The sequence below is a fragment of the Parasphingorhabdus sp. genome, from assembly GCF_048269915.1.
GTDB lineage: Bacteria > Pseudomonadota > Alphaproteobacteria > Sphingomonadales > Sphingomonadaceae > Parasphingorhabdus.
Genome location: NZ_JBLWTY010000003.1, coordinates 391,870 through 411,782 on the forward strand (window position 1 = coordinate 391,870; position 19,913 = coordinate 411,782).

20 protein-coding genes and 1 tRNA gene are annotated in these 19,913 nt (G+C 55.4%); 2 read left to right on the forward strand and 19 right to left on the reverse strand.

Features of this window, described 5'->3' with window-relative positions; translation table 11 throughout:
• Positions 1-159: 159 nt before the first annotated feature.
• The 7 genes from ACN0WX_RS10335 to ACN0WX_RS10365 all read right to left on the reverse strand — a co-directional run bounded on the left by ACN0WX_RS10335 (position 160) and on the right by ACN0WX_RS10365 (position 7,457).
• A tRNA-Thr gene (locus ACN0WX_RS10335) sits at positions 160-235 on the reverse strand.
• A 30-nt stretch (positions 236-265) separates the two neighbouring features.
• The gene (locus ACN0WX_RS10340) at positions 266-1,138 is read right to left on the reverse strand and encodes a hypothetical protein (protein WP_417622231.1); all 873 of its coding nucleotides are present in this window, start codon (positions 1,136-1,138) and stop codon (positions 266-268) included.
• Between the two features lie 85 nt (positions 1,139-1,223).
• On the reverse strand, positions 1,224-2,471 hold the full coding sequence (locus tag ACN0WX_RS10345; RefSeq protein WP_417622232.1) for a mechanosensitive ion channel: 1,248 nt from the start codon (positions 2,469-2,471) through the stop codon (positions 1,224-1,226).
• Between the two features lie 106 nt (positions 2,472-2,577).
• Positions 2,578-3,576 (reverse strand): NADPH:quinone oxidoreductase family protein, encoded by a 999-nt coding sequence (locus ACN0WX_RS10350; protein WP_417622233.1) that lies wholly within the window; start codon positions 3,574-3,576, stop codon positions 2,578-2,580.
• Positions 3,573-4,973, reverse strand: coding sequence for a serine hydrolase domain-containing protein (locus tag ACN0WX_RS10355; protein WP_417622234.1), 1,401 nt, complete (start codon positions 4,971-4,973; stop codon positions 3,573-3,575). Before ACN0WX_RS10355 ends, ACN0WX_RS10350 begins: the two co-directional genes overlap by 4 nt.
• A complete protein-coding gene (locus ACN0WX_RS10360) occupies positions 4,954-6,273 on the reverse strand; it encodes a replication-associated recombination protein A (protein WP_417622235.1) in 1,320 nt (439 codons plus the stop codon). The genes ACN0WX_RS10355 and ACN0WX_RS10360 overlap by 20 nt, the downstream gene beginning before the upstream one ends.
• A gap of 2 nt (positions 6,274-6,275) precedes the next feature.
• Positions 6,276-7,457 (reverse strand): glycosyltransferase family 4 protein, encoded by a 1,182-nt coding sequence (locus ACN0WX_RS10365; RefSeq protein ID WP_417622236.1) that lies wholly within the window; start codon positions 7,455-7,457, stop codon positions 6,276-6,278.
• Positions 7,458-7,521: 64 nt separating this feature from the next.
• Between ACN0WX_RS10365 and ACN0WX_RS10370 the strand changes: the two genes are divergently transcribed.
• Positions 7,522-8,175 (forward strand): MOSC domain-containing protein, encoded by a 654-nt coding sequence (locus tag ACN0WX_RS10370; protein ID WP_417622237.1) that lies wholly within the window; start codon positions 7,522-7,524, stop codon positions 8,173-8,175.
• A gap of 6 nt (positions 8,176-8,181) precedes the next feature.
• On the opposite strand, the gene ACN0WX_RS10375 is transcribed toward ACN0WX_RS10370, so the two are convergent.
• From ACN0WX_RS10375 to ACN0WX_RS10425, 11 genes are all read right to left on the reverse strand, one after another.
• Complete coding sequence (locus ACN0WX_RS10375; protein WP_417622238.1) at positions 8,182-9,114, reverse strand: hemolysin family protein; 933 nt, start codon at positions 9,112-9,114, stop codon at positions 8,182-8,184.
• 12 nt (positions 9,115-9,126) lie between these two features.
• Positions 9,127-9,642, reverse strand: coding sequence for an rRNA maturation RNase YbeY (gene ybeY / locus ACN0WX_RS10380; protein ID WP_417622239.1), 516 nt, complete (start codon positions 9,640-9,642; stop codon positions 9,127-9,129).
• Entirely contained in the window at positions 9,629-10,660 is a 1,032-nt protein-coding gene (locus tag ACN0WX_RS10385; RefSeq protein ID WP_417622240.1) for a PhoH family protein, read from the reverse strand. The genes ybeY and ACN0WX_RS10385 overlap by 14 nt, the downstream gene beginning before the upstream one ends.
• Positions 10,660-11,997 carry a tRNA (N6-isopentenyl adenosine(37)-C2)-methylthiotransferase MiaB gene (miaB, locus tag ACN0WX_RS10390; RefSeq protein WP_417622241.1) on the reverse strand — a complete coding sequence of 446 codons (1,338 nt, stop codon included), beginning with the start codon at positions 11,995-11,997 and terminating at the stop codon, positions 10,660-10,662. The genes ACN0WX_RS10385 and miaB overlap by 1 nt, the downstream gene beginning before the upstream one ends.
• Positions 11,998-12,006: 9 nt before the next feature.
• Positions 12,007-12,753, reverse strand: a complete 747-nt coding sequence (locus ACN0WX_RS10395) for a lysophospholipid acyltransferase family protein (RefSeq protein ID WP_417622242.1) — start codon at positions 12,751-12,753, stop codon at positions 12,007-12,009.
• Between the two features lie 79 nt (positions 12,754-12,832).
• Positions 12,833-13,255, reverse strand: coding sequence for a Fur family transcriptional regulator (locus ACN0WX_RS10400; RefSeq protein WP_417622243.1), 423 nt, complete (start codon positions 13,253-13,255; stop codon positions 12,833-12,835).
• Between the two features lie 117 nt (positions 13,256-13,372).
• Entirely contained in the window at positions 13,373-13,786 is a 414-nt protein-coding gene (locus ACN0WX_RS10405; protein ID WP_417622244.1) for a MucR family transcriptional regulator, read from the reverse strand.
• A 107-nt stretch (positions 13,787-13,893) separates the two neighbouring features.
• Positions 13,894-14,406: a ribosomal protein S18-alanine N-acetyltransferase gene (gene rimI / locus ACN0WX_RS10410; protein ID WP_417622245.1), complete on the reverse strand. Its 513-nt coding sequence runs from the start codon at positions 14,404-14,406 to the stop codon at positions 13,894-13,896.
• 3 nt (positions 14,407-14,409) lie between these two features.
• A complete protein-coding gene (gene tsaB, locus ACN0WX_RS10415; protein ID WP_417622246.1) occupies positions 14,410-15,036 on the reverse strand; it encodes a tRNA (adenosine(37)-N6)-threonylcarbamoyltransferase complex dimerization subunit type 1 TsaB in 627 nt (208 codons plus the stop codon).
• 7 nt (positions 15,037-15,043) lie between these two features.
• Positions 15,044-15,637, reverse strand: a complete 594-nt coding sequence (locus ACN0WX_RS10420; RefSeq protein ID WP_417622247.1) for a malonic semialdehyde reductase — start codon at positions 15,635-15,637, stop codon at positions 15,044-15,046.
• A 25-nt stretch (positions 15,638-15,662) separates the two neighbouring features.
• The gene (locus ACN0WX_RS10425) at positions 15,663-16,235 is read right to left on the reverse strand and encodes a NifU family protein (protein ID WP_417622248.1); all 573 of its coding nucleotides are present in this window, start codon (positions 16,233-16,235) and stop codon (positions 15,663-15,665) included.
• Between the two features lie 60 nt (positions 16,236-16,295).
• Between ACN0WX_RS10425 and ACN0WX_RS10430 the strand changes: the two genes are divergently transcribed.
• Complete coding sequence (locus ACN0WX_RS10430) at positions 16,296-19,280, forward strand: M16 family metallopeptidase (RefSeq protein ID WP_417622249.1); 2,985 nt, start codon at positions 16,296-16,298, stop codon at positions 19,278-19,280.
• Here the strand turns inward: ACN0WX_RS10430 and ACN0WX_RS10435 are convergent.
• Positions 19,277-19,909, reverse strand: a complete 633-nt coding sequence (locus tag ACN0WX_RS10435) for a peroxiredoxin family protein (RefSeq protein ID WP_417622250.1) — start codon at positions 19,907-19,909, stop codon at positions 19,277-19,279. The two genes, ACN0WX_RS10430 and ACN0WX_RS10435, sit on opposite strands and share 4 nt — an antisense overlap.
• Between the last annotated feature and the right edge of the window lie 4 nt (positions 19,910-19,913).

The following is a 19,913-nucleotide window of genomic DNA, read 5'->3' on the forward strand; positions in this document are numbered from 1 at the left end:
CGGATATGGTCTTGTATGCGAGATTCGATATCTTCTGCCAAACCGACGTAATATTGATCAGGACAAGCTTCGCTTCGCAAAATATACGCGAAATGCATAAAGTCCTCCTTCGCTAAAGCTTCGGCGGACAGCCTTTCCTCCCAGCGGTCGCTAGAAGGCTGGTGCCGAAGATCCGACTGGAACGGATGACCTACCGCTTACAAGGCGGTTGCTCTACCAGCTGAGCTAATTCGGCATGCACTGGATTTGCTGCGCGCTATTAGCGTCAAACCACGCCAAAGGTCCAGCCCTCTTTTTGCGCGATCTCATCGTTCATTGCCGGAGGGGTCCAGAGCACAGGATTGGCCGCTGCCTGCTTCATCCAGGCCGCGGTGATCAGTGCATCGGTGCTGTGGTCGTCATAGCGGGCCAGTCTTGCCGGAGCGGGCGTGTTCAACCGTGTCAGGGCCTGCCTGAGACCGGCGCGATCGCGGACCTTGCTGCGTCCCTTGGGCTGGCCGGCGGCCAAAGCGGCAACGGTCGTGTAGATTTCGACGATGGCGGGGCCGGAATCGGGAACGGGATCAAAGGGCCATACCGGTATCGCGCCATCTAGCTTATGCAGCATTCGCATGCCGGTCAGGCTCGATTTTCCGACCTGCGCGGCTCCCACCAGATTGAAGCAGCTGGCGCTATTGGCCTGTCCGGTCATGCGCTGGTGGTATTCGACCGCGCGCAATCGACCTACGCCGCCGCTGAACAGGTCGCCAGTAAAGCCCTTGCCATGACGGAAATGGCGCTGCGCCTGCTCGTGCGCCAGAAAACTCGGTATGCTCAAATGAGGATCATCGCTGCTCAGCGAGTCGACCAGATTCCATAAGGACTTGGCATCCGGGGGGCTCTCGTCCCATTCGGGGAAATAGGAGCCTTCATCCAGAAACGGCAGTGACATCGACAGATCAAAGCCGATCAGGATATCCTGTCGCGTGTCGGAAAGCTCGAGAAGCCAGTCGGCAATATCGCTCCGCGACCAGCGCGGTTCGGGTGTTAACAGGGCAGGGGGGCCTTCCGGGCCGATGACCGAAACCGCAATGCCGTCCGGTCGCTCGGTTTTTGCACCGGACCAGTCGACGCAGGCAAAATGGGAGAAGCTTCGCACCGTTGCTCTCTAGCGGATCATGCCGGCAAAAGAAAAGGGCAGGTCCATCGGACCCGCCCTCGTTCCCCAAGTTGTCAGCCGGTGCCTATTTCTTGGCAGCTGGCTTGCGCGCTGCCGGTTTTTTGACCGCCGGTTTCCGCGCTGCAGGAGCTTTCGGCTTTGGCGGGTTGGCGTGGAGGTCTTCCAGTACCTTGCCAGCCACGTGGCGCCCGCCCCAGCCAAAGGCCAGTGCCGCAGCCGCTGCGCCGCCGATCACCAATGCGGTGAAAGCCGTCTGCACGATCTCTTCGCCAACACCCATGAACTGCAGGCCCATGAAGGTGAACAGGACGATCGTGGCATAGCGGACGATGGATGAAGCCATGCTGCCTTCATCGGCACCGCCGATGATCCGCGCGAGCAGATTGGCGATCAGGAAACCAGCCAGGATGACCACGCTTCCGAATATGACGCGGCCACCGAGTTCCAGAATCTGATCAAGAATGGCCGTTAGCTCGGGAAATCCGAGCAGGTTTGTCGCCGCGATTGCGGATGCCAACATGATTGCAATTTGCAAAATGCGCGCAACAATCGACGTAAGCGATGTTGAAGCGGGCAAAATGTCCATGGCTGCAACCGACTGGTCAACGCCGAGGCCAGGAAGAACTTCCTTCACAATCTGGACCACGAACTTGCTGATCAGATAGCCGATGCCGAGAATGATGGCCGCACCGATAATGTTCGGAATTGCCGCTAGGATCATCCGCAGCATATTGCTGGCTGGCTGGGATACGGATTCAAGCTGCAAGGCTTCGAGCGCTAATATTGCAATCGGGATGATGATCAGGACATAGATGATCGTACCGATGGTCTTGCTGATTGCCGAATTTCCGGTGACCGTGTCAATACCGCCGCGATTGGCCCATTTGTCGAAATCCACCGTTTGCAGCGCGGTCACGACCAGATCCCGGACAATCCGGGCAACCACCACGCCAATGAAGAATATGATGGCAGCACCCAAGAGGTTGGGAACAAAACCCATGATACTGTTGAGCAAGGTCTGAATGGGGGCATCGACACCGCCAAGACCCAGAACGCGCAGGATGATGAGTAAGCCGAATAGCCAGATCAGCAAGGAAACAATCTTGCCGAGGGACTCACCTACGGATGTGCCTGCTGAAGTATCGCGCTGCAGAAATGTTACATTGTCGACCAGCTTGGCGAAGGTCCATTTGGCGGCTTTCGCCAAAATCCATGTGCCGACGAGGATCAGTAGTGCCAAGCCCAGCTTTTCCCCCCAAACGATCATCAGCTCCGTATCCAGAGCATAATTGCCAATTCGCATTCCATCCATATTGCATCCCCTATTTTGTTAGACGATGAACGATAGCATATTCGTTCGCCCAAAGACAGGAATCAATATAAACTTCCGAAAGGAAGTCCGTAAAAACTTGCAAAGATCAGTTGCTTACGCTCATTTCTACGATTACGCGGCCAATAGCCTCGCGTTTATCAAGTACCGCAATGGCCTTTGCTGCATCGGCGAGAGAAAAACGGTGGGAGATGTTTGGCCGCATCGCACCCCGGGCGGCCAGCTCGCGCAAAGCTTTGCCCTGCCGCCGGGCCAGCTCCGGATCGCGCCGTGGGGCTTCGCCGGCCCGGACCCCGATCAGGCTATAGGTCTTGATCATGACATGGTTGGCCGGAAAGGACGGAATTGTTCCGCTGGCAAAGCCGACGATCAGATAGCGACCGTCCCAGGCAATGGCTCTTGTAGCAGTCAGCGCCAATTGACCGCCGACCGGGTCAAAAACCACATCGGCACCCTTTCCCTGGGTAAGCTCCTTCACTTTGGCGGCAAGTTGTTCATCCGAGGGGTCGAGCACATGATCCGCTCCGGCCTGGTGAATAGCGACCATTTTTTCTTCATTCGACCCGGTCCCGATGACCGTCGCGCCGATATGCTTGGCCATCTTGACAGCGGCCATACCCACGCCACCGCTGGCACCGAGCACCAGAATTGTTTCGCCCGCCTGCAAATGGCCACGCGCGACGAGAGCGTGCCAGGCAGTGGATGCGGCCGTCTGCCAGCAGGCACCTTCCGCGAAGGACAGGGAAGGGGGCAGAGGGGAGACGGCCGTTTCCTTCACTATCCATTGTTCTGCCAGCGCGCCGCCCTTGCCGCCTGCCATGACGCGATCACCAGGTTGGATGCCTTGCACATCGGCGGCGACTTCCATGACCTCTCCCGCTCCCTCCAGTCCGGGGACGAAAGGCGGATCAGGCCGGAACTGATATTTGCCCTGGGTCATCAGCAGGTCCGGAAAATTCAAGCCGGCAGCATGGACGCGGATGCGCACTTCTCCTGAATCCAATGGCCTGATTTCGCGCTCCTGAATGGCGATGGACGCGGGGCCGGTCAGTGCCGTGCATACGGCGGCGCGATAGGAATGACTCATGATTCCAGCGCTGCTACAATATCTTTGCTGAACGCACCGATATCAAACCGGTTCTCGCTCGTGTCATATCCGCGCCGGACGATGACCAGATCCAGCGAAGGGATGATCACCAGATATTGCCCGCGATTGCCGAATGCCGCGAACGCGTCTGGCGGAATAGCTTCCGACTGGTTCATCAACCAGAAGGTGGCGCCATAGCCAAAGTCGCGGCCAGCCGGCTGTGGTCCCGACGGGCTGCTGACCAGTGTACGCCAATAGTCCGGCAGCAGTCGCTCGCCGTTCCACATACCATTGTCGAGATAGAGCATCCCCAGGCGTCCCAGATCGCGAGCCGTTGTCCAGACCTGGCTCGATAAGATGAAATTATCCTGCCAGTCGGTTTCGGCATAGGTCCGGGTCATGCCAAGTTTCTGGAAAAAGGCAAAAGGATCAAAATCATGTTCCTCCGGCATATAATTCCCTAGCCTGTTTTTCCGCTCAACATGCTGCGCCCGCGCCGCATGGACGGCAAGCAGCGTGTCATTATTGGCGTAACGGAAGCGGCTTCCCGGCTCGTAGAGTAAGGGCCAACTGGTCGCCCGTTCCGTGACACTCGCGCCGCCCATATAGAGTGGATCGGTGCGATTTCCTGCCGTATCGCTGACCAGTCCGCTGCTCATCCGCATCAGATGGTCGATCGTCAGCGCAGCTCGCGGATCGCCGGATTTCTGCCATTCCGGGATCAGCACGGGGGCGTTGATGTCGACCATCTCTTGTTGCACCGAATGGCCAATCAGCGTTCCGGCAAGCGATTTCGCGACCGACCAGGTGCGCTGCGCCGTATGCATGCCGTGGCCCGGTTTATACTGCTCGGCCTGAATGCGGCCATTTTTGATGATCAGCACGGCGCTGGTCTTGCCGCCATAAATTTCCGACTGAAAGGCGCGGTTGGCGATCCCCTCAAAGCCGGGTATCCGGGCAGTGTTTTTTGCCTCGGCTTCGCGGTCACCCATCGGCCACGGCCTGTCATCGAAAAATTCGCGCTGGACCGCCGGTGCACCGCGCTTGAGATCGTCATAGCCAATTGGCATGGCCGTGCACCCGCTCTTGCCATTCCAGATGGCAACGCGCGGCGGCGCATCATCTGCGAAACGGACGCTGACCTGCCGCTCGCTCTCGTCCACTTCCTCGACCAGTGCCGGGACGATTGCGGCGATCCGGTCATAGATGCCGGTCAATTCGTCTGCCTTGATGTCGGCCAGCGTCTTGCCGCCGTTCCACAAACCGGAACAGATGAATTGCGCTTTGTAACCGGCGGCCAACGCACGATCGTAGCGCGTTGATTCTTCATTCTGGGCAAGGGCGCTGACAGGAAATAAGCCAGCGATGGCACAAAGGCTAACCAGTTTTTTCAGCACGCAAGGTCTCCCAATAGTCCAGACGTTCCCGGATCTTGTGTTCAAAACCGCGATCCACAGGCTGGTAAAAATGCTCGGGCTGCATGTCGTCCGGCCAGTAATTGTCACCCGAAAAGCCGTCGTCGCTTTCATGATCGTAACTATAGCCCTTGCCATAGCCGATATCCTTCATCAGCGCGGTTGGAGCGTTGAGAATATTTTGCGGTGGCATCAGCGATCCTGTGCTTTTCGCTGATTTCCAGGCTGCTTTTTGCGCTTTATAGGCAGCATTGGATTTCGGGGCGGTTGCGCAATAGAGACAGGCCTGGACAATTGCCAGTTCGCCTTCCGGACTTCCGAGAAACTCAAAGGCCTGTTTTGCGGCCAGCGCCTGCATCAGGGCCTGCGGATCAGCCAGACCAATATCTTCGCTGGCAAAACGCACAATCCTTCGGAGCAGATAAAGCGGCTCTTCTCCAGCGACCAGCATCCTTGCAAGATAGTAGAGCGATGCCTGGGGATCGGACCCGCGCATCGCTTTGTGAAGCGCCGAAATCAGATTATAATGACCTTCGCGATCCTTGTCATAGACCGCCATCCGGCGATGCAGGATTTTCGCAAGCTGGGGAGGATCGAGGGGATTCGGGATGTCGAGAGCGAAGAGCGTCTCCGCCTGATTGAGCAGAAATCGGCCATCACCGTCGGCGCTGGCGATCAGCGCCTCTCTGGCATCTGCCGTAAGGGGCAGGGGTTTATTCTCCAAGGCTTCGGCCCGATCCAACAACAAACCCAGGGCGGCGGCGTCCAGCCGGTTGAGGATTAGCACCTGTGCACGGCTCAGCAGGGCGGCGTTCAGTTCAAACGAGGGGTTTTCTGTTGTGGCGCCGACCAGAATCACAATTCCCTTTTCGACATACGGAAGAAAGCTGTCCTGCTGCGATCGATTGAAGCGATGAATTTCGTCTACAAACAGCAACGTTGCCTTGCCGGACTGCAACCGCATTTCGGCCTCGGCAAAGACTTTCTTGAGATCGGCAACACCGGAAAACACAGCCGAGATTGCCTTGAAATGCAATTCTGTCTGATCGGCGAGCAAACGGGCGAGGCTGGTCTTGCCGGTGCCCGGAGGTCCCCAGAGGATGATTGAGGACAGTTTTCCTGCAGATACCATCCTTCCAATCGTGCCTTCGGCCCCGACCAGATGGTCTTGACCAACAATGTCGGCAAGCTTCTTCGGCCGGAGACGATCTGCCAGTGGCGAGTTGGGCGTGTTTTCTTCGGCGCTCGGAGGATCAGTTTTTTCGTCAAACAGCCCTTGCATGACTAGCGGACGGAGGCTTGTTTGATCGGTCCATGGCCGGCCTGACGCTGGCGTACCAGTCGCAAATAGGTTTCCGCAACGGCATGGTTAATCTGGTCCCAGCTGAAATCTTCCGCGCGTTTTTCTCCGGCCCTGCCATGGGCGATGCGCAGTTGGTCGTTCTGACAATATAGTTGCAGCGCTTCGGCAAATTCGCGAATGGCTCCCGGCGTGATCAGCCTGCCGGATTCCTTGTCCTGGACGAGGCTTTGGCTGCCGGTCGCTTTTGCGGCAACCACGGGCAGCCCGCAGGCCATAGCCTCAAGCGTAACATTGCCGAAGGTTTCGGTCACCGAGGGGTTGAACAGCAAATCCATACTGGCAACCGCTCGCCCCAGATCGCTGCCTTGCTGGAATCCGGCAAAAATCGCGCCGGGAATCCTGTCTTCGAACCACTGCTGTGCAGGTCCCTCCCCGATAACCAGAACCTTGTGTGCTACCTTGCGACGTTTCAGTTCGTCGATCGTGTCGGAAAAGACGTCCAGCCCTTTTTCCATGACCAGCCGCCCGAGAAAACCGATTACCGGTTCCTCGTCACCGATACCGAATGAACGGCGCCATTCCGGATCGCGGCGATTGGAGTTGAAAATTTCCCGATCCACACCGCGCGACCAGATTCCGACGTCATAGTTCATCCTCTGGTCACGCAAAACCTGGGCCATGGATTCGGATGGTGCTACCAGTGCGTCGCAACGGCGATAGAGGCGGCGCAAAATTGCTTCTATCGCGGGTTCCAGAAAGGCGAGATTATAGTAGCGGGGATAGGTTTCGAACCGGGTGTGCACCGAGGCGAGTACCGGGATATCGTGACGGCGTGCCCAGGAAACCATCTTGTGACCGACCCGATCAGGGCTCGATATCTGCATGATATTGGGATTAAACCGTTCAAGGTCCTTCCGCACTTCGCCCGAAATGCGGGTCGGAAAGCGATATTCACCACGTCCGGGAAAGGCAACAGACGGGACACTGATCAAGTCGCCCGTAGGTTCAAACGCCGGCGTGTCGGTGGTGGGCGAATATACCCGGACGGCCGCGCCCTGGCGCAGCAAATAGTCTACCAAACGGTTCAGTGCCTGATTGGCGCCGTCGCGTACAAAATTATAATTGCCGCTGTACAGGGCAATGCGAAGGTCCTTGATTTCCATCCGCGCCTTCAAGCATAATCACAGCGAAATTGCCAATATGAACTTGGCCAGCTAGCAGATTGATATGATCCGGACGCAACTCGAGCATTTGTTGGTCGGTATGCCAAAAGTCTTTGGCGACGACGGGGAAATGAGTGCCATCGAGAAGACGGTGGTCGATCAGCCCGTGATGCTGGGCTTTGGCGGGCTGGAAGGTAACCAGGTTGGTGATCCATTGCATCATGGCGGTCGGGATAAAGCTGTTCATCTATACCCCATCGAACATTATGCCTTCTGGCAGGATAAATATCCGGATGTAGAGATTCTCGACCGCCCGGGGGCATTTGGTGAAAATTTCAGTTGCTCGGGATTGACGGAAGAGAAGCTTTGTCTTGGCGATATTTTCCGGGTGGGGGAGGCGTTGATCCAATGCAGTCATGGACGCCAGCCATGCTGGAAGCTCAATCACCGGTTTGGCAAGTCAAACGTCCTGAAAACCGTGGTAAAGACCGGGAAATCCGGTAGCTACTTCCGCGTATTGGAACAAGGGCGGGTAACGGCTGGCGACAATCTGGTTCAGCAGGAGCGACCATTGCCCTCTTGGCCGCTGGAGCGATTGTTCGGGTTGATCATCGGTGGCCAGCACGAAGGCCGGACGGCTGAACTCAGGGCGCTGTCGGAAAATCCGGTTCTTGCCGAAAACTGGCGGGCCAGAGCAAGGCAACTGGCCGGCGACTGACGGCTTTTATTCGCCCGGTCCTGGGGGATGGAGTCGCAATTTGGTGACCCGGCGATCATCGGCTTCGGTAATCTCCAATATCCACCCGCTGGGATGTTCGAGCCGCTCGCCGACTGTGGGAATATGTCCGGCGAGGACGAAGGACAGGCCGCCAATTGTATCGACGTCCTCGTCAATTTCCTCGAGTATGGGATCAATGGTGTCCCCGACGTCATCCAGTTCGGCACGGGCATCCGCTTCCCAGATACCATCGTCGAGCTTGACCAGCATCGGCACCGGTTCCTCATCATGTTCATCTTCGATTTCGCCGGTGATCTCCTCGACGATATCCTCAATGGTAACCAGTCCTTCGGTGCCGTTATACTCATCGAAAATAATCGCCAGATGGGTCCGTGTTGCCCGCATTTCAGCAAGCAGGTCCAGAACACCCATGGATTCTGGGACGAAGCGGGGCTGTCGCAGAAAGGGCGTGATATCGTCCGGAAACTTGCCCCCTTTGGCGACGATGGCGAAGATATCCTTGATATGGATCATGCCGATAATATTATCGAGATTGTCGCGATAAACCGGAATCCGGCTGTGACCATGCTCGGAAAAAATATCGACGAAATCGCTGAACGGGGAACTTTCCTCGATAGCGATGATATCGGCGCGGGGCACTGCGATATCATCAACCCGATGTTCGCTGAAATGCAGCATGTTGCGCAGCATTTCCAATTCCAGTGATGATACGTCCTGCTGGCTGTTGGGATCTGCCTCGGCGTCACTTTCGTGCTCGTCGATAACCTCTTCAATCTGCGCGCGCAGGCTATTGTCTTCCGTGTTACCAAATAGCAGAGCCTTCAGGCTCCGCCATATTCGTCCGGGTTCTTCGTCTTCCTTGGATTGGCCGTTCCCTCTGGGAACGGTCGTTCCATTATCCTTTTCTACGTCAGTCATATTGTTTCTTGATTACCTGTTTTGCGCCTGGTCTGCGTAAGGATTGGCAATACCCAATGTCATCAACGCATTGATCTCGCAATTTTCCATGATCTCTGCATCAACCTCATTTTCGTGATCATATCCTAGCAAATGGAGGGACCCGTGCACAACCAAATGTGAGACATGATGAGAAAATGAAATATTCTTCGCAATAGCCTCGTCACGGCACGTCTCGTGCGCCAATATTATGTCACCGAGCAAGACTTCGCCGTCATCGGTATTGGATAATGTTTCAAGCAAATCTGGCTGAACCTGTGGAAAGGACAGAACATTTGTAGGCTTGTCCTTTCCCCGATAGGCTTTGTTAAGCGTCTGTACTTCCACATTGTCGGACATTTTTACGCTGATTTCCATTGTGAAATTACGGACAAGCAAGTCGGCATGGGATGAAGAAGCAATCGCAGCCCTGGCGGACCGGGCAACCAGGTCTGTCCAATCCCGCTCTTGCTCCCAGACCGGAGAAGCGGACAGCTCAGTTCGCAGCATCTTTGCCTTCATAGGCTTCAACAATTTTGCCGACCAGCGGGTGGCGGACGACATCGCTGGCACCAAATTCGACGACGCTGACGGTATCGATATCCTGAAGCTTTGATACGGCGTCAGCAAGACCGGACACGGCTTCTCGTGGCAAGTCGACCTGCTTCGGGTCGCCGCAAATTACCATCCGGCTGTTCATACCAAAGCGGGTCAGGAACATTTTCATTTGAGCGGCGGTTGTATTTTGGGCTTCGTCCAGAATCACGAATGCGTCGGAAAGCGTTCGGCCGCGCATGAAGGCGATAGGCGCGATTTCAATTTCGCCGCTCTCGATCCGCCGTTCGACCTGCTCCGCCGGAAGCGTGTCGTAGAGCGCGTCATATAGGGGGCGCAGAAAGGGATCGACTTTTTCCTTCAAATCACCTGGAAGAAAGCCGATCTTCTCGCCTGCTTCAACTGCGGGCCGGGAAAGGATGAGCCGATCGACCGAACCGCTGACCAGTTGAGAAACCGCTTGGGCTACGGCGAGATAGGTTTTGCCGGTTCCCGCCGGACCAAGGGCGAAAATCATGTCATCGCGGGCCAGTGCTTCCATATAATCACCTTGCCTGACCGAACGCGGAAAAATTGTCTTCTTGCGCGTGCGGATCATGACCTTTGGCGGTTCGGCTACGTCATTTTTCTTTGTCGGGCCGCTGTCTGACGTTTTCTTGGCCGTCTTTGCAACGCGCGGGTCAGCTGCCATTGCAATGATCGCTTCGACCGCACCAGCATCAATTTCCTGCCCTTGTTCCAAACGGTTGTAGATGCCCGTCAACACGGCCCCCGCCTGGGATACGGCCTCTTCCTCGCCTTCGATTTTCAATTTTGTACCGCGCGCGGCGATATAAACGCCAAGCCGGTTTTCAATCGCCACGATATTGCGGTCATATTCCCCGAACAGATCGCCCAAAACCTGCGGATCATCAAATTCCAGATCCAGTTTGACGATGTTTCCGGCCACTCCGGCCTTTGTTTTTTGGACCATCAGGCGGCCATTCTTTCTTTTATCTGGCCGGTCAGACTATTGGGCCCGGCTTGCGTGATTTCAACTTCAACGAGATCGCCGATATTCAGGTCCGGCGAGATAATATGGACGGATTGCAGCCATGGCGTCTTGCCGATCAATTGTCCTTCCAGCTTGCCCTTCCGTTCCAGCAGAATGTCGGTCGTACGTCCGACGGTTTGCCGATTGAAGGCATATTGCTGCTCGTTCAGCAATGCCTGCAACCTTTGCAGCCGTTCATTCATTACTTCCGGCGCTATCTGTTCTTCCATCACCGCTGCGGGTGTTCCCGGACGAGGGGAGTATTTGAACGAAAAGGCCTGCGAGTAATTGGCCTCGCGGACAATCTGCAGCGTTTCTTCAAAATCTTGATCGCTTTCGCCCGGAAAGCCGACGATGAAGTCCCCTGAAAGTGCAACATCCGGCCGGACCGCGCGCATTTTTTCGAGTATGTCGAGATAGCTTTGCGCGCTATGAGAACGGTTCATTGCCTTGAGAATGCGGTCGCTGCCGGATTGTACAGGCAAATGGAGAAAAGGCATGAGCTTGTCGACCTCGCCATGCGCGGCAATCAGCCCTTCGGTCATATCATTGGGATGACTGGTCATATAGCGAATGCGTTTTACGTCCGGGATTTTGTCTAGGGCCCGGATCAAGCCATCCAGACCCTGCATCCGGCCCTTGTCATCTTCACCGCTCCATGCATTGACATTCTGGCCAAGCAGGGTGATTTCACAAGCGCCTCCGTCCACCAGTGCCCTGGCTTCATCGACCAAATCGGCCCAGGGCCGGGAGATTTCAGCGCCCCGGGTATAAGGGACCACACAATAGGTGCAAAATTTGTCGCAACCTTCCTGGACCGTCAGGAAAGCGTTTGGTCGTGCCTGTTTTCCGCGCGATGGCAATATGTCAAATTTTGACGCGGCAGGCATATCGGTGTCGAGCGCCTTTTTACCCGCCTTTGCGGTTTCCATCAATTCCGGTAGTCGGTGATAGGCCTGCGGTCCGACAACGATGTCGACGCTGGGTGCGCGGCGGGAGATTTCCTTGCCCTCGGCCTGGGCCACACAGCCGGCAACAGCAATCATCGGGCTGGTGCCGTCTTTTCTGCGCAAACGCCCGATATCCGAATAGACTTTATCAACCGCCTTTTCCCGGATGTGACAAGTGTTCAGCACCACCATGTCCGCGTCTTCGTCTGGAGCAGCAGGGCTCATGCCCTGATCGACGAGCAATTCGGACATCCGTTCGCCATCATAGACGTTCATCTGGCAGCCGAAGGATTTAATGTGAAATTTTTTGGGATGGGCTTTGGTCATAGAGCGCGTCTATACAATGGGTTTGCCCCCCAGGGAAGCCGAAAGCGGCGCGGCAATCCGTCGCCGGGCTTCTGCCGCAATGTCTTTCCGGCAGGAATAATGATCGGGATCAAAGGGCTCGAGAAAATGCACCTCGACCAGAAAACTGCTCCGTCGGGTTAACAGTCTCCACGCGTTAGATGGCGCGCTTTCTTCGCCGGTCCAGCTGATTTCGTGGGCATGTTGTCCATAGTTCAGGAATATTGGTTGCACCAATATTCCGGGTGGGGGTGGTTCCAGAACTTTCAGCAGAGGCGCCTTGAACGGGAGCATGGTCGAGCCGTCGGTCGTCGTGCCTTCGGGAAAAATCGTGATTGCCCAGGTTTCCTCCAGCGCATTCCGCAACTGGTTTATCTGGTCGGCTACGCCCATCCGGTCAGACCTTGAAACAAATACCGTGTCGTTCAGCTTGCACAGCCAGCCGATTATAGGCCAATTGCCGATTTCTTCCTTGGAAACAAAGGCCGTGCCGCTATGCCCGCCGAGAATGGCGATATCCACCCATGAAAGATGGTTGGAAATGAAGAAGACATCGCGCCGGATCGGCGTACCAACCGTCTTGACTCGCGCGCCGCAAGCGAAAGCCGCGATTTTGAGAAATGTTCGCGGCCAGGGGTTGGACAAGCGCAAGATACGCCAAAGATAGTAAAAGGGAATACAGGCAAACAAGGCTGTAAACAGCAGTGCCATACGCAGTACGAATCTCAAATAACCCATTGGTGATGCTCCATCCCACAGGCGATATGCCATTGGCTGGGTATCACAGGGGCGTGCTTCCGGGTCGGGGGTCGGCACCTCAGCTTTTTCTGGCGAGAGATACGCCATATAGCTCCATGCGATGGTCAACCAGCCGGTATCCCAGCTTTTCTGCGATTTGTTTCTGTAGCGCTTCCAGTTCGGGGTCGACAAACTCGATCACTCTGCCGGTTTCGACGTCAATCAAATGATCGTGATGCGCTTCGGGCACCGCTTCATAGCGCGCGCGACCATCGCCGAAATCATGACGATCCAATATCCCGGCCTCTTCAAACAGGCGTACGGTACGATAGACTGTCGCTATTGAAATACGGGGATCTACAGCCGCAGCGCGTTCGTGCAGCGTTTCGACGTCAGGATGGTCCTCGGCATCGGAAATAACGCGCGCTATCACCCGGCGCTGGTCGGTGATGCGCAGTCCTTTTTCCGCACATAAGGCTTCAAGATCAATTTTTTGAGGCATGGACCCTTTCCATTATACTTGGGAGGACTCTATGCGGGGAGCCGAATATTGCAAATAGAAAATTGCGGCGATGACGCCGCAACTTTCTGAACTTAATTTCGCCGGGAAGCAGATGATTTATTTTTTGCCCTTTTTCTTGCCGAGGCCAATTGCCTTGGCAAGTTGCCGCCGTTTTTCGGCATAATTAGGGGCAACCATGGGGTAATCGTTCGGCAGCTCCCATTTCGCGCGATAATCCTCCGGAGTCATCCCGTAATGGGTCATCAGGTGGCGCTTGAGCATTTTCAGTTTTTTACCATCTTCCAGACAGATAATATAGTCTGGTTTTATTGATGATTTGACCGGAACAGTAGGCTCAGGGCGCGCCTTTTCGGCCGCTTTGCCCGAGAGGCCTGCGAGTGCCCCATGTATACTGCTAATGATAAGCGGCAAATCAGAGATCGCGACACTGTTATTGCTTACGTGTGCAGCAACAATATCTGAGGTGAGCGTAATTAAAGTCTCATTGAGAGCAATTTCTTCCTCTGTCATTTTTTTTTACCTTTGTGCGACGATTATTATTATGATGCTTTTTTTGCGCGTTATGATTTACACGAACAATCATACGCTGCAACAGTCAAACCACCGAAATTTGCAGTTTATATGGTTAACACAGCTTTATACGTTACCGCATCAAACTGCTCCATGTTCAAGCCGGTATAATAGGCCTTTCTCAACCCAATCCGCTGGAATCCGAACTTTTTATAGAGTCGTTCAGCCGGATTATCGGCTCTCATTTCCAGAAATACCGCCGTAACCTGGAGGTTCCGCGCTGCCTGCAGCATATTTTCTAACAGTAAATATCCCACGCCCAGGCTCTGATATTCCGGGGAGACGGCAATCATGAGGAGTTCTTCTTCATCGGCCGCTTGACGACTGATAATAAAGCCGCAAATCTTTTCTTCCCGTCGTGCAATCAATAGCTTGGCACTGGGCATGGAAAGCATCGATCGACACTGGTGATGGTTCCAGCCTTCACCATAGGTTTTGGGAAAGGCGCTTTCCATCACCTGCATGACCTCATTCAAATTATCTGTATCGCCCCGCTGGATAGTGAATGGAGCGGCATCATGGTCCGTTCGATCATTCCATGAGTCGTGATGACTGGCCATCGCTCAGGAATCTTTCGCAGGCTCGGCATCCGGCTTGCGACCATAGATGGGCTTGGGAGGCAATTGCATCATATCGCTGGCCATTAAAGAGATGTCGGCGGCATTTGGCAATATTAGAAAATGGTCTTTGATTCCGGCTATCTTGGACAGTTCTGCGGCACCGGAACCAGCTATCACATTCGCTGCGATCTGATTGGCGGCTTTGTCGGGGGGCAGGGACGAAAGCGGATCCAAAGCGTCTCCGCTTGCGCCAAAATTCTGGAGAAAATATTCGCCATGCCCGGCAACCATCGCCACGCAAACCGGTAGGGCGGTGCCCAGTTGAGCACGAGCCTGTGCGGCGATCAGGGCAAGGCAGGAATAGCCATGGATATTTGCCTTCCAAGCCAGCGCTAGAGCTTTCGCCGCCGAAATGCCAATCCGGACGCCGGTAAAGCTGCCGGGGCCGCAGTTGACCAAAATTTCACTGGCTTTGCCATGCCCGGGAAGTCCGGCGATTGCCGGAATCAGTCTCTCCGCATGACCACGCCCGATTTCGGCATATTCCGAGGCGATTAGCGCACCATCTTCGAACAGCGCGACAGAACAAGCTGTTGTGGCGGTGTCGATTGCGAGCAGGCGCCGGGCCATCAACGCGTCAAATCAGGCTGTTGAATTTTTCAAATTCGGGGCGGGGGCTGCGGTCAAAAATTGTTGCCGGATCACCATAGCCCAAGGTCGAGATGAAATTGGACTTGACCGTCGGTTGGTCGCCGAAAAACTCCTTGTCGACGGCCGCATTGTCGAAACCGGACATTGGTCCCGTGTCCAGGCCAAGCGCGCGGGCGGCAAGAATCAAATAGGCGCCCTGCAGCGAACTGTTGCGCATGGCATGGACTTTCCGTGCTTCGGGGTCTCCTGCAAACCAGCTTTTCGCATCAGCGTGGGGGAACAGCTCCGGCAAATATTCATGAAAATCTTCGTCCATGCCGATGATGACGGCAACGGGTGCCTTGCGGATTTTGTCCTGATTGCCTTCCGCCGACAGGTTAGCCAGCCGATCTCGCGACTGTTGGCTGTGGCACCAGATGAGCCGCGCGGGGAGCATGTTGGCGCTGGTCGGGCCCATTTTCATCAAATTCCATATCGCGTGGAGCTGTTCCACCGATACCGGCTTGTCATGATAGCCATTATACGTCCGTGCTTCGACGAACAGCTGATCCAGCGCCGCTTGGTCCAGTGGAGATTTCATTATTCTGTCCTTGTCTTGGAAGAGTTTATGCGGCCCGGACGTCAGTAACCTCGGGAACATAATGTTTTAGCAGAGATTCGATGCCATGTTTCAATGTTGCCGTAGACGATGGACATCCGGCACAGGCGCCCTGCATCTTTAAAAACACGGTGCCCTTGTTGAAACCGCGATAGATGATGTCACCACCGTCATTGGCAACCGCAGGACGAACGCGGGTTTCGATCAATTCCTTGATTTGCGCGACAATATCCGCATCCTCGGGATCGTCGTGCACTTCCTCTTCGGGCGGCACGACGATATCGCCCGCGCTACCCGGTTTGAAAAGAGGCAATCCGGCCGAGAAATGGTCAAGCAAAATGCTGAGCACCTGAGGCTTCTGTTCATTCCAATCGACATCAGGGACACAGGTTACCGAGATAAAGTCCGAACCGAAGAACACACCTGTGACGTCGCCGAGCGTGAACAAGGCTTCGGCAAGCGGCGAAATTTCGGCATCTTCCGGGGATGCAAAATCGCGAGTCCCATCGGACATGACCGTCTGCCCGAGCAGAAATTTGAGGGTCGAAGGGTTTGGTGTTTTTTCTGTTTCAATTAGCATGTCTGCTATCTGGCGATTATGGACAGATCGATCAAGGGTTAAACACCGGTCGAGCGCAGCATGGCTGATGAAAGTAGGGAATATTCACTGGCCAGTAAGAATGAGCCTGCTTATATCCGGTGCATGAACCCAAAATCCTCCCGGCGCGCTCCGTTTTTGTCTTTCTTTCTGCTGGCAATCTGCCTGGTGGCTATGCCCAGCATCGCTGCTGCACAAGAAACCGAGGGTGATGAGGCACTGCCATGGCTCTACAAGAATAGCGATGTACCCGTCGATAAGAGCTGGACCTTCGGTCAATTGGACAATGGACTACGTTATGCCGTCAAACACAATGGCGTCCCGCCGGGCCAGGTGTCGATCCGGCTGCGACTGAATGTCGGCTCGCTGATGGAGACTGATAAAGAACAGGGATTTGCCCATTTCATGGAGCATTTAACCTTTCGCGGTTCGACCCACGTTCCCGATGGCGAAGCAAAACGTGTTTGGCAGCGGCTGGGCGCAACGTTCGGCAGCGACAGCAACGCCGAAACCACGCCGACGCAAACTGTTTACAAGCTGGATTTGCCAAACGCCAGCCGGGCAAGTCTCGACGAAAGCCTGAAGATATTGTCGGGCATGGTGCGTTCACCCGGGCTGAGTATTGCGGCGGTCAATGCCGAGCGGCCCGTTGTTTTGGCCGAATTGCGCGAGCGAGCGGGCCCCCAGACCATAGTGCAAAATGCCACGCGGGAGTTATTTTTCGCTGGCCAACGATTGGCAATTCGTGCACCGATCGGTACCACTGAAACACTGAGCGCGGCGACGCCGCAAATGCTGCAACAATTCCATCAACGCTGGTATCGCCCGGAGCAGGCGGTGATCGTGATCGCTGGTGACGGCGACCCGGCGTTGTTCGAGGAGCTGCTCGGCAAATATTTTTCAGAATGGCGAGGCAGTGGTGACGCTGGCGTCATTCCGGACTTTGGCCAACCGCAGGATACCGACGATATCAGCAGGATCGTTGTCGAACCGACTGTGCCACGCTTCATATCGATGGCTATTGTCCGCCCCTGGGAGCAGGTCGAGGATACGATCGTCTATAATCAGCAGATATTGATAGATTTGCTGGCGTTGCAGATGATCAATCGCCGTCTCGAGGCACGGGCGAGGGAAGGTGGTAGTTATCTTCAGGCAAGCGTGGGTCAGGACGATGTCAGCCGATCGATAGACGGAACGTTTATCAACATCATTCCACTGGGAGATGACTGGAAGGCCGCACTGAATGATGTGCGGGCGGTGATCGCCGACGCCACCACCGTGGCCCCGTCCGAAGCCGATATTGCACGGGAGATTGCGGAATTTGATGCCGCACTCGCGATCGGTGTAGAAAGCTACCAGACCGAGGCTGCGCGCAAGCAGGCCGATGATATCGTCAACGCCGTTGATATTCGCGAGACCGTCGCAACGCCGCAGGTCGCACTCGACGTATTCCGTGCGATGCGCGATCTGTATACGCCGGAACGTCTGCTCGCCTCTACGCAGAAATTGTTTGCAGGGGTTTCCACGCGCGCACTGCTCACCTCGCCCGCTGTTATCAATGACGGCGAGGCCAAGCTGGCTGAAGCACTGCGGACCCCCGTCGATGCGGCGAGCGATGTCCGTGTCGCTCAATCCGATATTGGTTTTGAATCGCTCAGGAAGATCGGCAAGAAGGGCGCGATTCTGTCGACCCGTCAAATCGAACGTTTTGACATCGAACAGCTGGAACTCGCCAATGGTGTGAGGGTGCTGTTGTTCCCGAATAAGGCGGAGCGCAACAAGATCATGGTCAACGCCCGTTTTGGCAATGGTTATAGCGGCCTTTCACCCCACCAGAAGTCCCTCGCATGGTCCGGCGCCCTTGCTTTGATGGCAAGCGGGGCAGGTGACCTCGGGCAGGAGGAGCTCGACAAGATTACCACTGGCCGCCGGATCGGACTCAGCTTCAATATCGATAATGATGCGTTCGAAATCGCCGCTGACACCAGACCGTCGGACCTTGAGGACCAGTTGCACCTGATCGCGGCGAAGCTGGCATTTCCGCGTTGGGATTCGGCTCCGGTCATTCGCAGCAAGGCTGCCGCCCTGATCAGCTATGACAGTTTTGCCGCCTCGCCGCAGGCGGTTATGGAACGGGATCTGGAATGGCTTGTGCGTGGCAAGGATCCTCGCTGGAAGACACCGGACAAAAAGGATTTCGACCAATTGACGGCGAAAAACTTCCGGAAATTCTGGGAGCCGATCCTTGCCAGTGGGCCGGTCGAGTTGATGCTGTTCGGAGATTTTGATCGTGATCAAGCGGTGGAATCGATCCTGCGAACCTTTGGCGCCCTGAAACCGCGCAAACCACTTGTCGTTCAGCCCGATGCGCTGTCGCCGCGTTTCCCTACGCCGCAGACCAGTCCGGAAGTCCTGCTCCACAAGGGGGATGAAGAACGGGCGGCTGCGATGGTGGCATGGCCGACCGGAGGCGGTCTCGAGAATATCCGGGAGAGCCGCAAGCTGGAGGTGCTGGTCTCGATTTTCAACGATCGCCTGTTCGAAATTCTTCGCTCTCAACAGGGGGCGAGTTACAGTCCCCAGGTTATCAATAGCTGGCCTGTCGAGTTTGAATCGGGAGGCTATATCGGCGCGCAGAGCCAATTGACTCCGGACAATATTGACCGGTTCTATAACGTTGTGGAAATGATCGCCAAGGACTTGCGAGAACAGCCGGTCAGTGCGGATGAATTGCAACGCGTGGTCGAGCCGTTGCGGCAGCTGATTGCCCGGGCCAGCAGCGGTAACAGTTTCTGGATGAGCCAGATGGAAGGGGCAAGCTTTAACCCGCAGAAATTCGTTGCGCTGCAAAGCCTGCTCAGCGACTATACGGTTATTACCCCGGAAGAAGTGCAGGCGCTGGCGGTCAAATATCTGGATGATAAAACAAAGTGGAAGCTGGTCATCCTGCCGGAAAATAATAATCAGTTGGCTGCCAATGATAACGAGAGCGCGGCTTCAGCAAACCAGGCCGCCGTCAGCCACTAGATCGCGTCGACCAGCGCGAGTATTTGCTCGTTGCTCGGCCGCTTCCTGTAATCGCCAGATACGGATTTTGCGATAATGGTGCCGGTCTTGTCGATTACGAAGACAGAAGCATAAGGAACGCCTGCAGCGCGGCCCTCGGTATATTGCGGATCGCGCAATCGCAAAGCATCTATAATAGCGGACGGCTCGTCTGACAGCATTTCATATTGCAGCATCTGGTTTTTCGAAAACCGGTCCTGCTTGTCCGGGCTATCATAGCTGAGGCCATAGAGATTATAACCCCGCTCCTTCAGGTCGCCGACGATGGCGTTGATCGACTTCAATTGTGTCTGACAATAGGGGCACCATTCTACCGAACGTGTGAAGACAATCAGGGCAGGGCCGTCCGCGAGCAGTTTCGCAAAGCTGCTGCTACCATTTCTGTCGACAAAGCTGGCTTCCAACGGCAATTTTTCACCCACTGCCAAGCCCGCATCTATGATTTCCGCTTCGCTGATCGGAGCAACGACCGGTGTGGTCTTGCTTTCCATCAGTTCGGTGTCCTCGGCGCCAGACGTCGCTGACGGCTCGGAACAGGCGGATAGTGCGACCGCAGCAATACTAGTCCAGAATAAGGCGGGTTGTTTCATCAAT

Excerpts from the sequence above, each read along its gene's own strand:
- ACN0WX_RS10345 (WP_417622232.1), bottom strand. The coding sequence starts at position 2,471 with ATGGATGGAATGCGAATTGGCAATTATGCTCTGGATACGGAGCTGATG.
- ACN0WX_RS10350 (WP_417622233.1), bottom strand. The coding sequence starts at position 3,576 with ATGAGTCATTCCTATCGCGCCGCCGTATGCACGGCACTGACCGGCCCC.
- ACN0WX_RS10360 (WP_417622235.1), bottom strand. The coding sequence starts at position 6,273 with ATGCAAGGGCTGTTTGACGAAAAAACTGATCCTCCGAGCGCCGAAGAA.
- ACN0WX_RS10365 (WP_417622236.1), bottom strand. The coding sequence starts at position 7,457 with ATGGAAATCAAGGACCTTCGCATTGCCCTGTACAGCGGCAATTATAAT.
- ACN0WX_RS10370 (WP_417622237.1), top strand. The coding sequence starts at position 7,522 with ATGATCCGGACGCAACTCGAGCATTTGTTGGTCGGTATGCCAAAAGTC.
- ACN0WX_RS10375 (WP_417622238.1), bottom strand. The coding sequence starts at position 9,114 with ATGACTGACGTAGAAAAGGATAATGGAACGACCGTTCCCAGAGGGAAC.
- ybeY (WP_417622239.1), bottom strand. The coding sequence starts at position 9,642 with ATGCTGCGAACTGAGCTGTCCGCTTCTCCGGTCTGGGAGCAAGAGCGG.
- ACN0WX_RS10385 (WP_417622240.1), bottom strand. The coding sequence starts at position 10,660 with ATGGTCCAAAAAACAAAGGCCGGAGTGGCCGGAAACATCGTCAAACTG.
- miaB (WP_417622241.1), bottom strand. The coding sequence starts at position 11,997 with ATGACCAAAGCCCATCCCAAAAAATTTCACATTAAATCCTTCGGCTGC.
- ACN0WX_RS10395 (WP_417622242.1), bottom strand. The coding sequence starts at position 12,753 with ATGGGTTATTTGAGATTCGTACTGCGTATGGCACTGCTGTTTACAGCC.
- ACN0WX_RS10400 (WP_417622243.1), bottom strand. The coding sequence starts at position 13,255 with ATGCCTCAAAAAATTGATCTTGAAGCCTTATGTGCGGAAAAAGGACTG.
- ACN0WX_RS10405 (WP_417622244.1), bottom strand. The coding sequence starts at position 13,786 with ATGACAGAGGAAGAAATTGCTCTCAATGAGACTTTAATTACGCTCACC.
- rimI (WP_417622245.1), bottom strand. The coding sequence starts at position 14,406 with ATGGCCAGTCATCACGACTCATGGAATGATCGAACGGACCATGATGCC.
- tsaB (WP_417622246.1), bottom strand. The coding sequence starts at position 15,036 with ATGGCCCGGCGCCTGCTCGCAATCGACACCGCCACAACAGCTTGTTCT.
- ACN0WX_RS10420 (WP_417622247.1), bottom strand. The coding sequence starts at position 15,637 with ATGAAATCTCCACTGGACCAAGCGGCGCTGGATCAGCTGTTCGTCGAA.
- ACN0WX_RS10425 (WP_417622248.1), bottom strand. The coding sequence starts at position 16,235 with ATGCTAATTGAAACAGAAAAAACACCAAACCCTTCGACCCTCAAATTT.
- ACN0WX_RS10430 (WP_417622249.1), top strand. The coding sequence starts at position 16,296 with ATGGCTGATGAAAGTAGGGAATATTCACTGGCCAGTAAGAATGAGCCT.
- ACN0WX_RS10435 (WP_417622250.1), bottom strand. The coding sequence starts at position 19,909 with ATGAAACAACCCGCCTTATTCTGGACTAGTATTGCTGCGGTCGCACTA.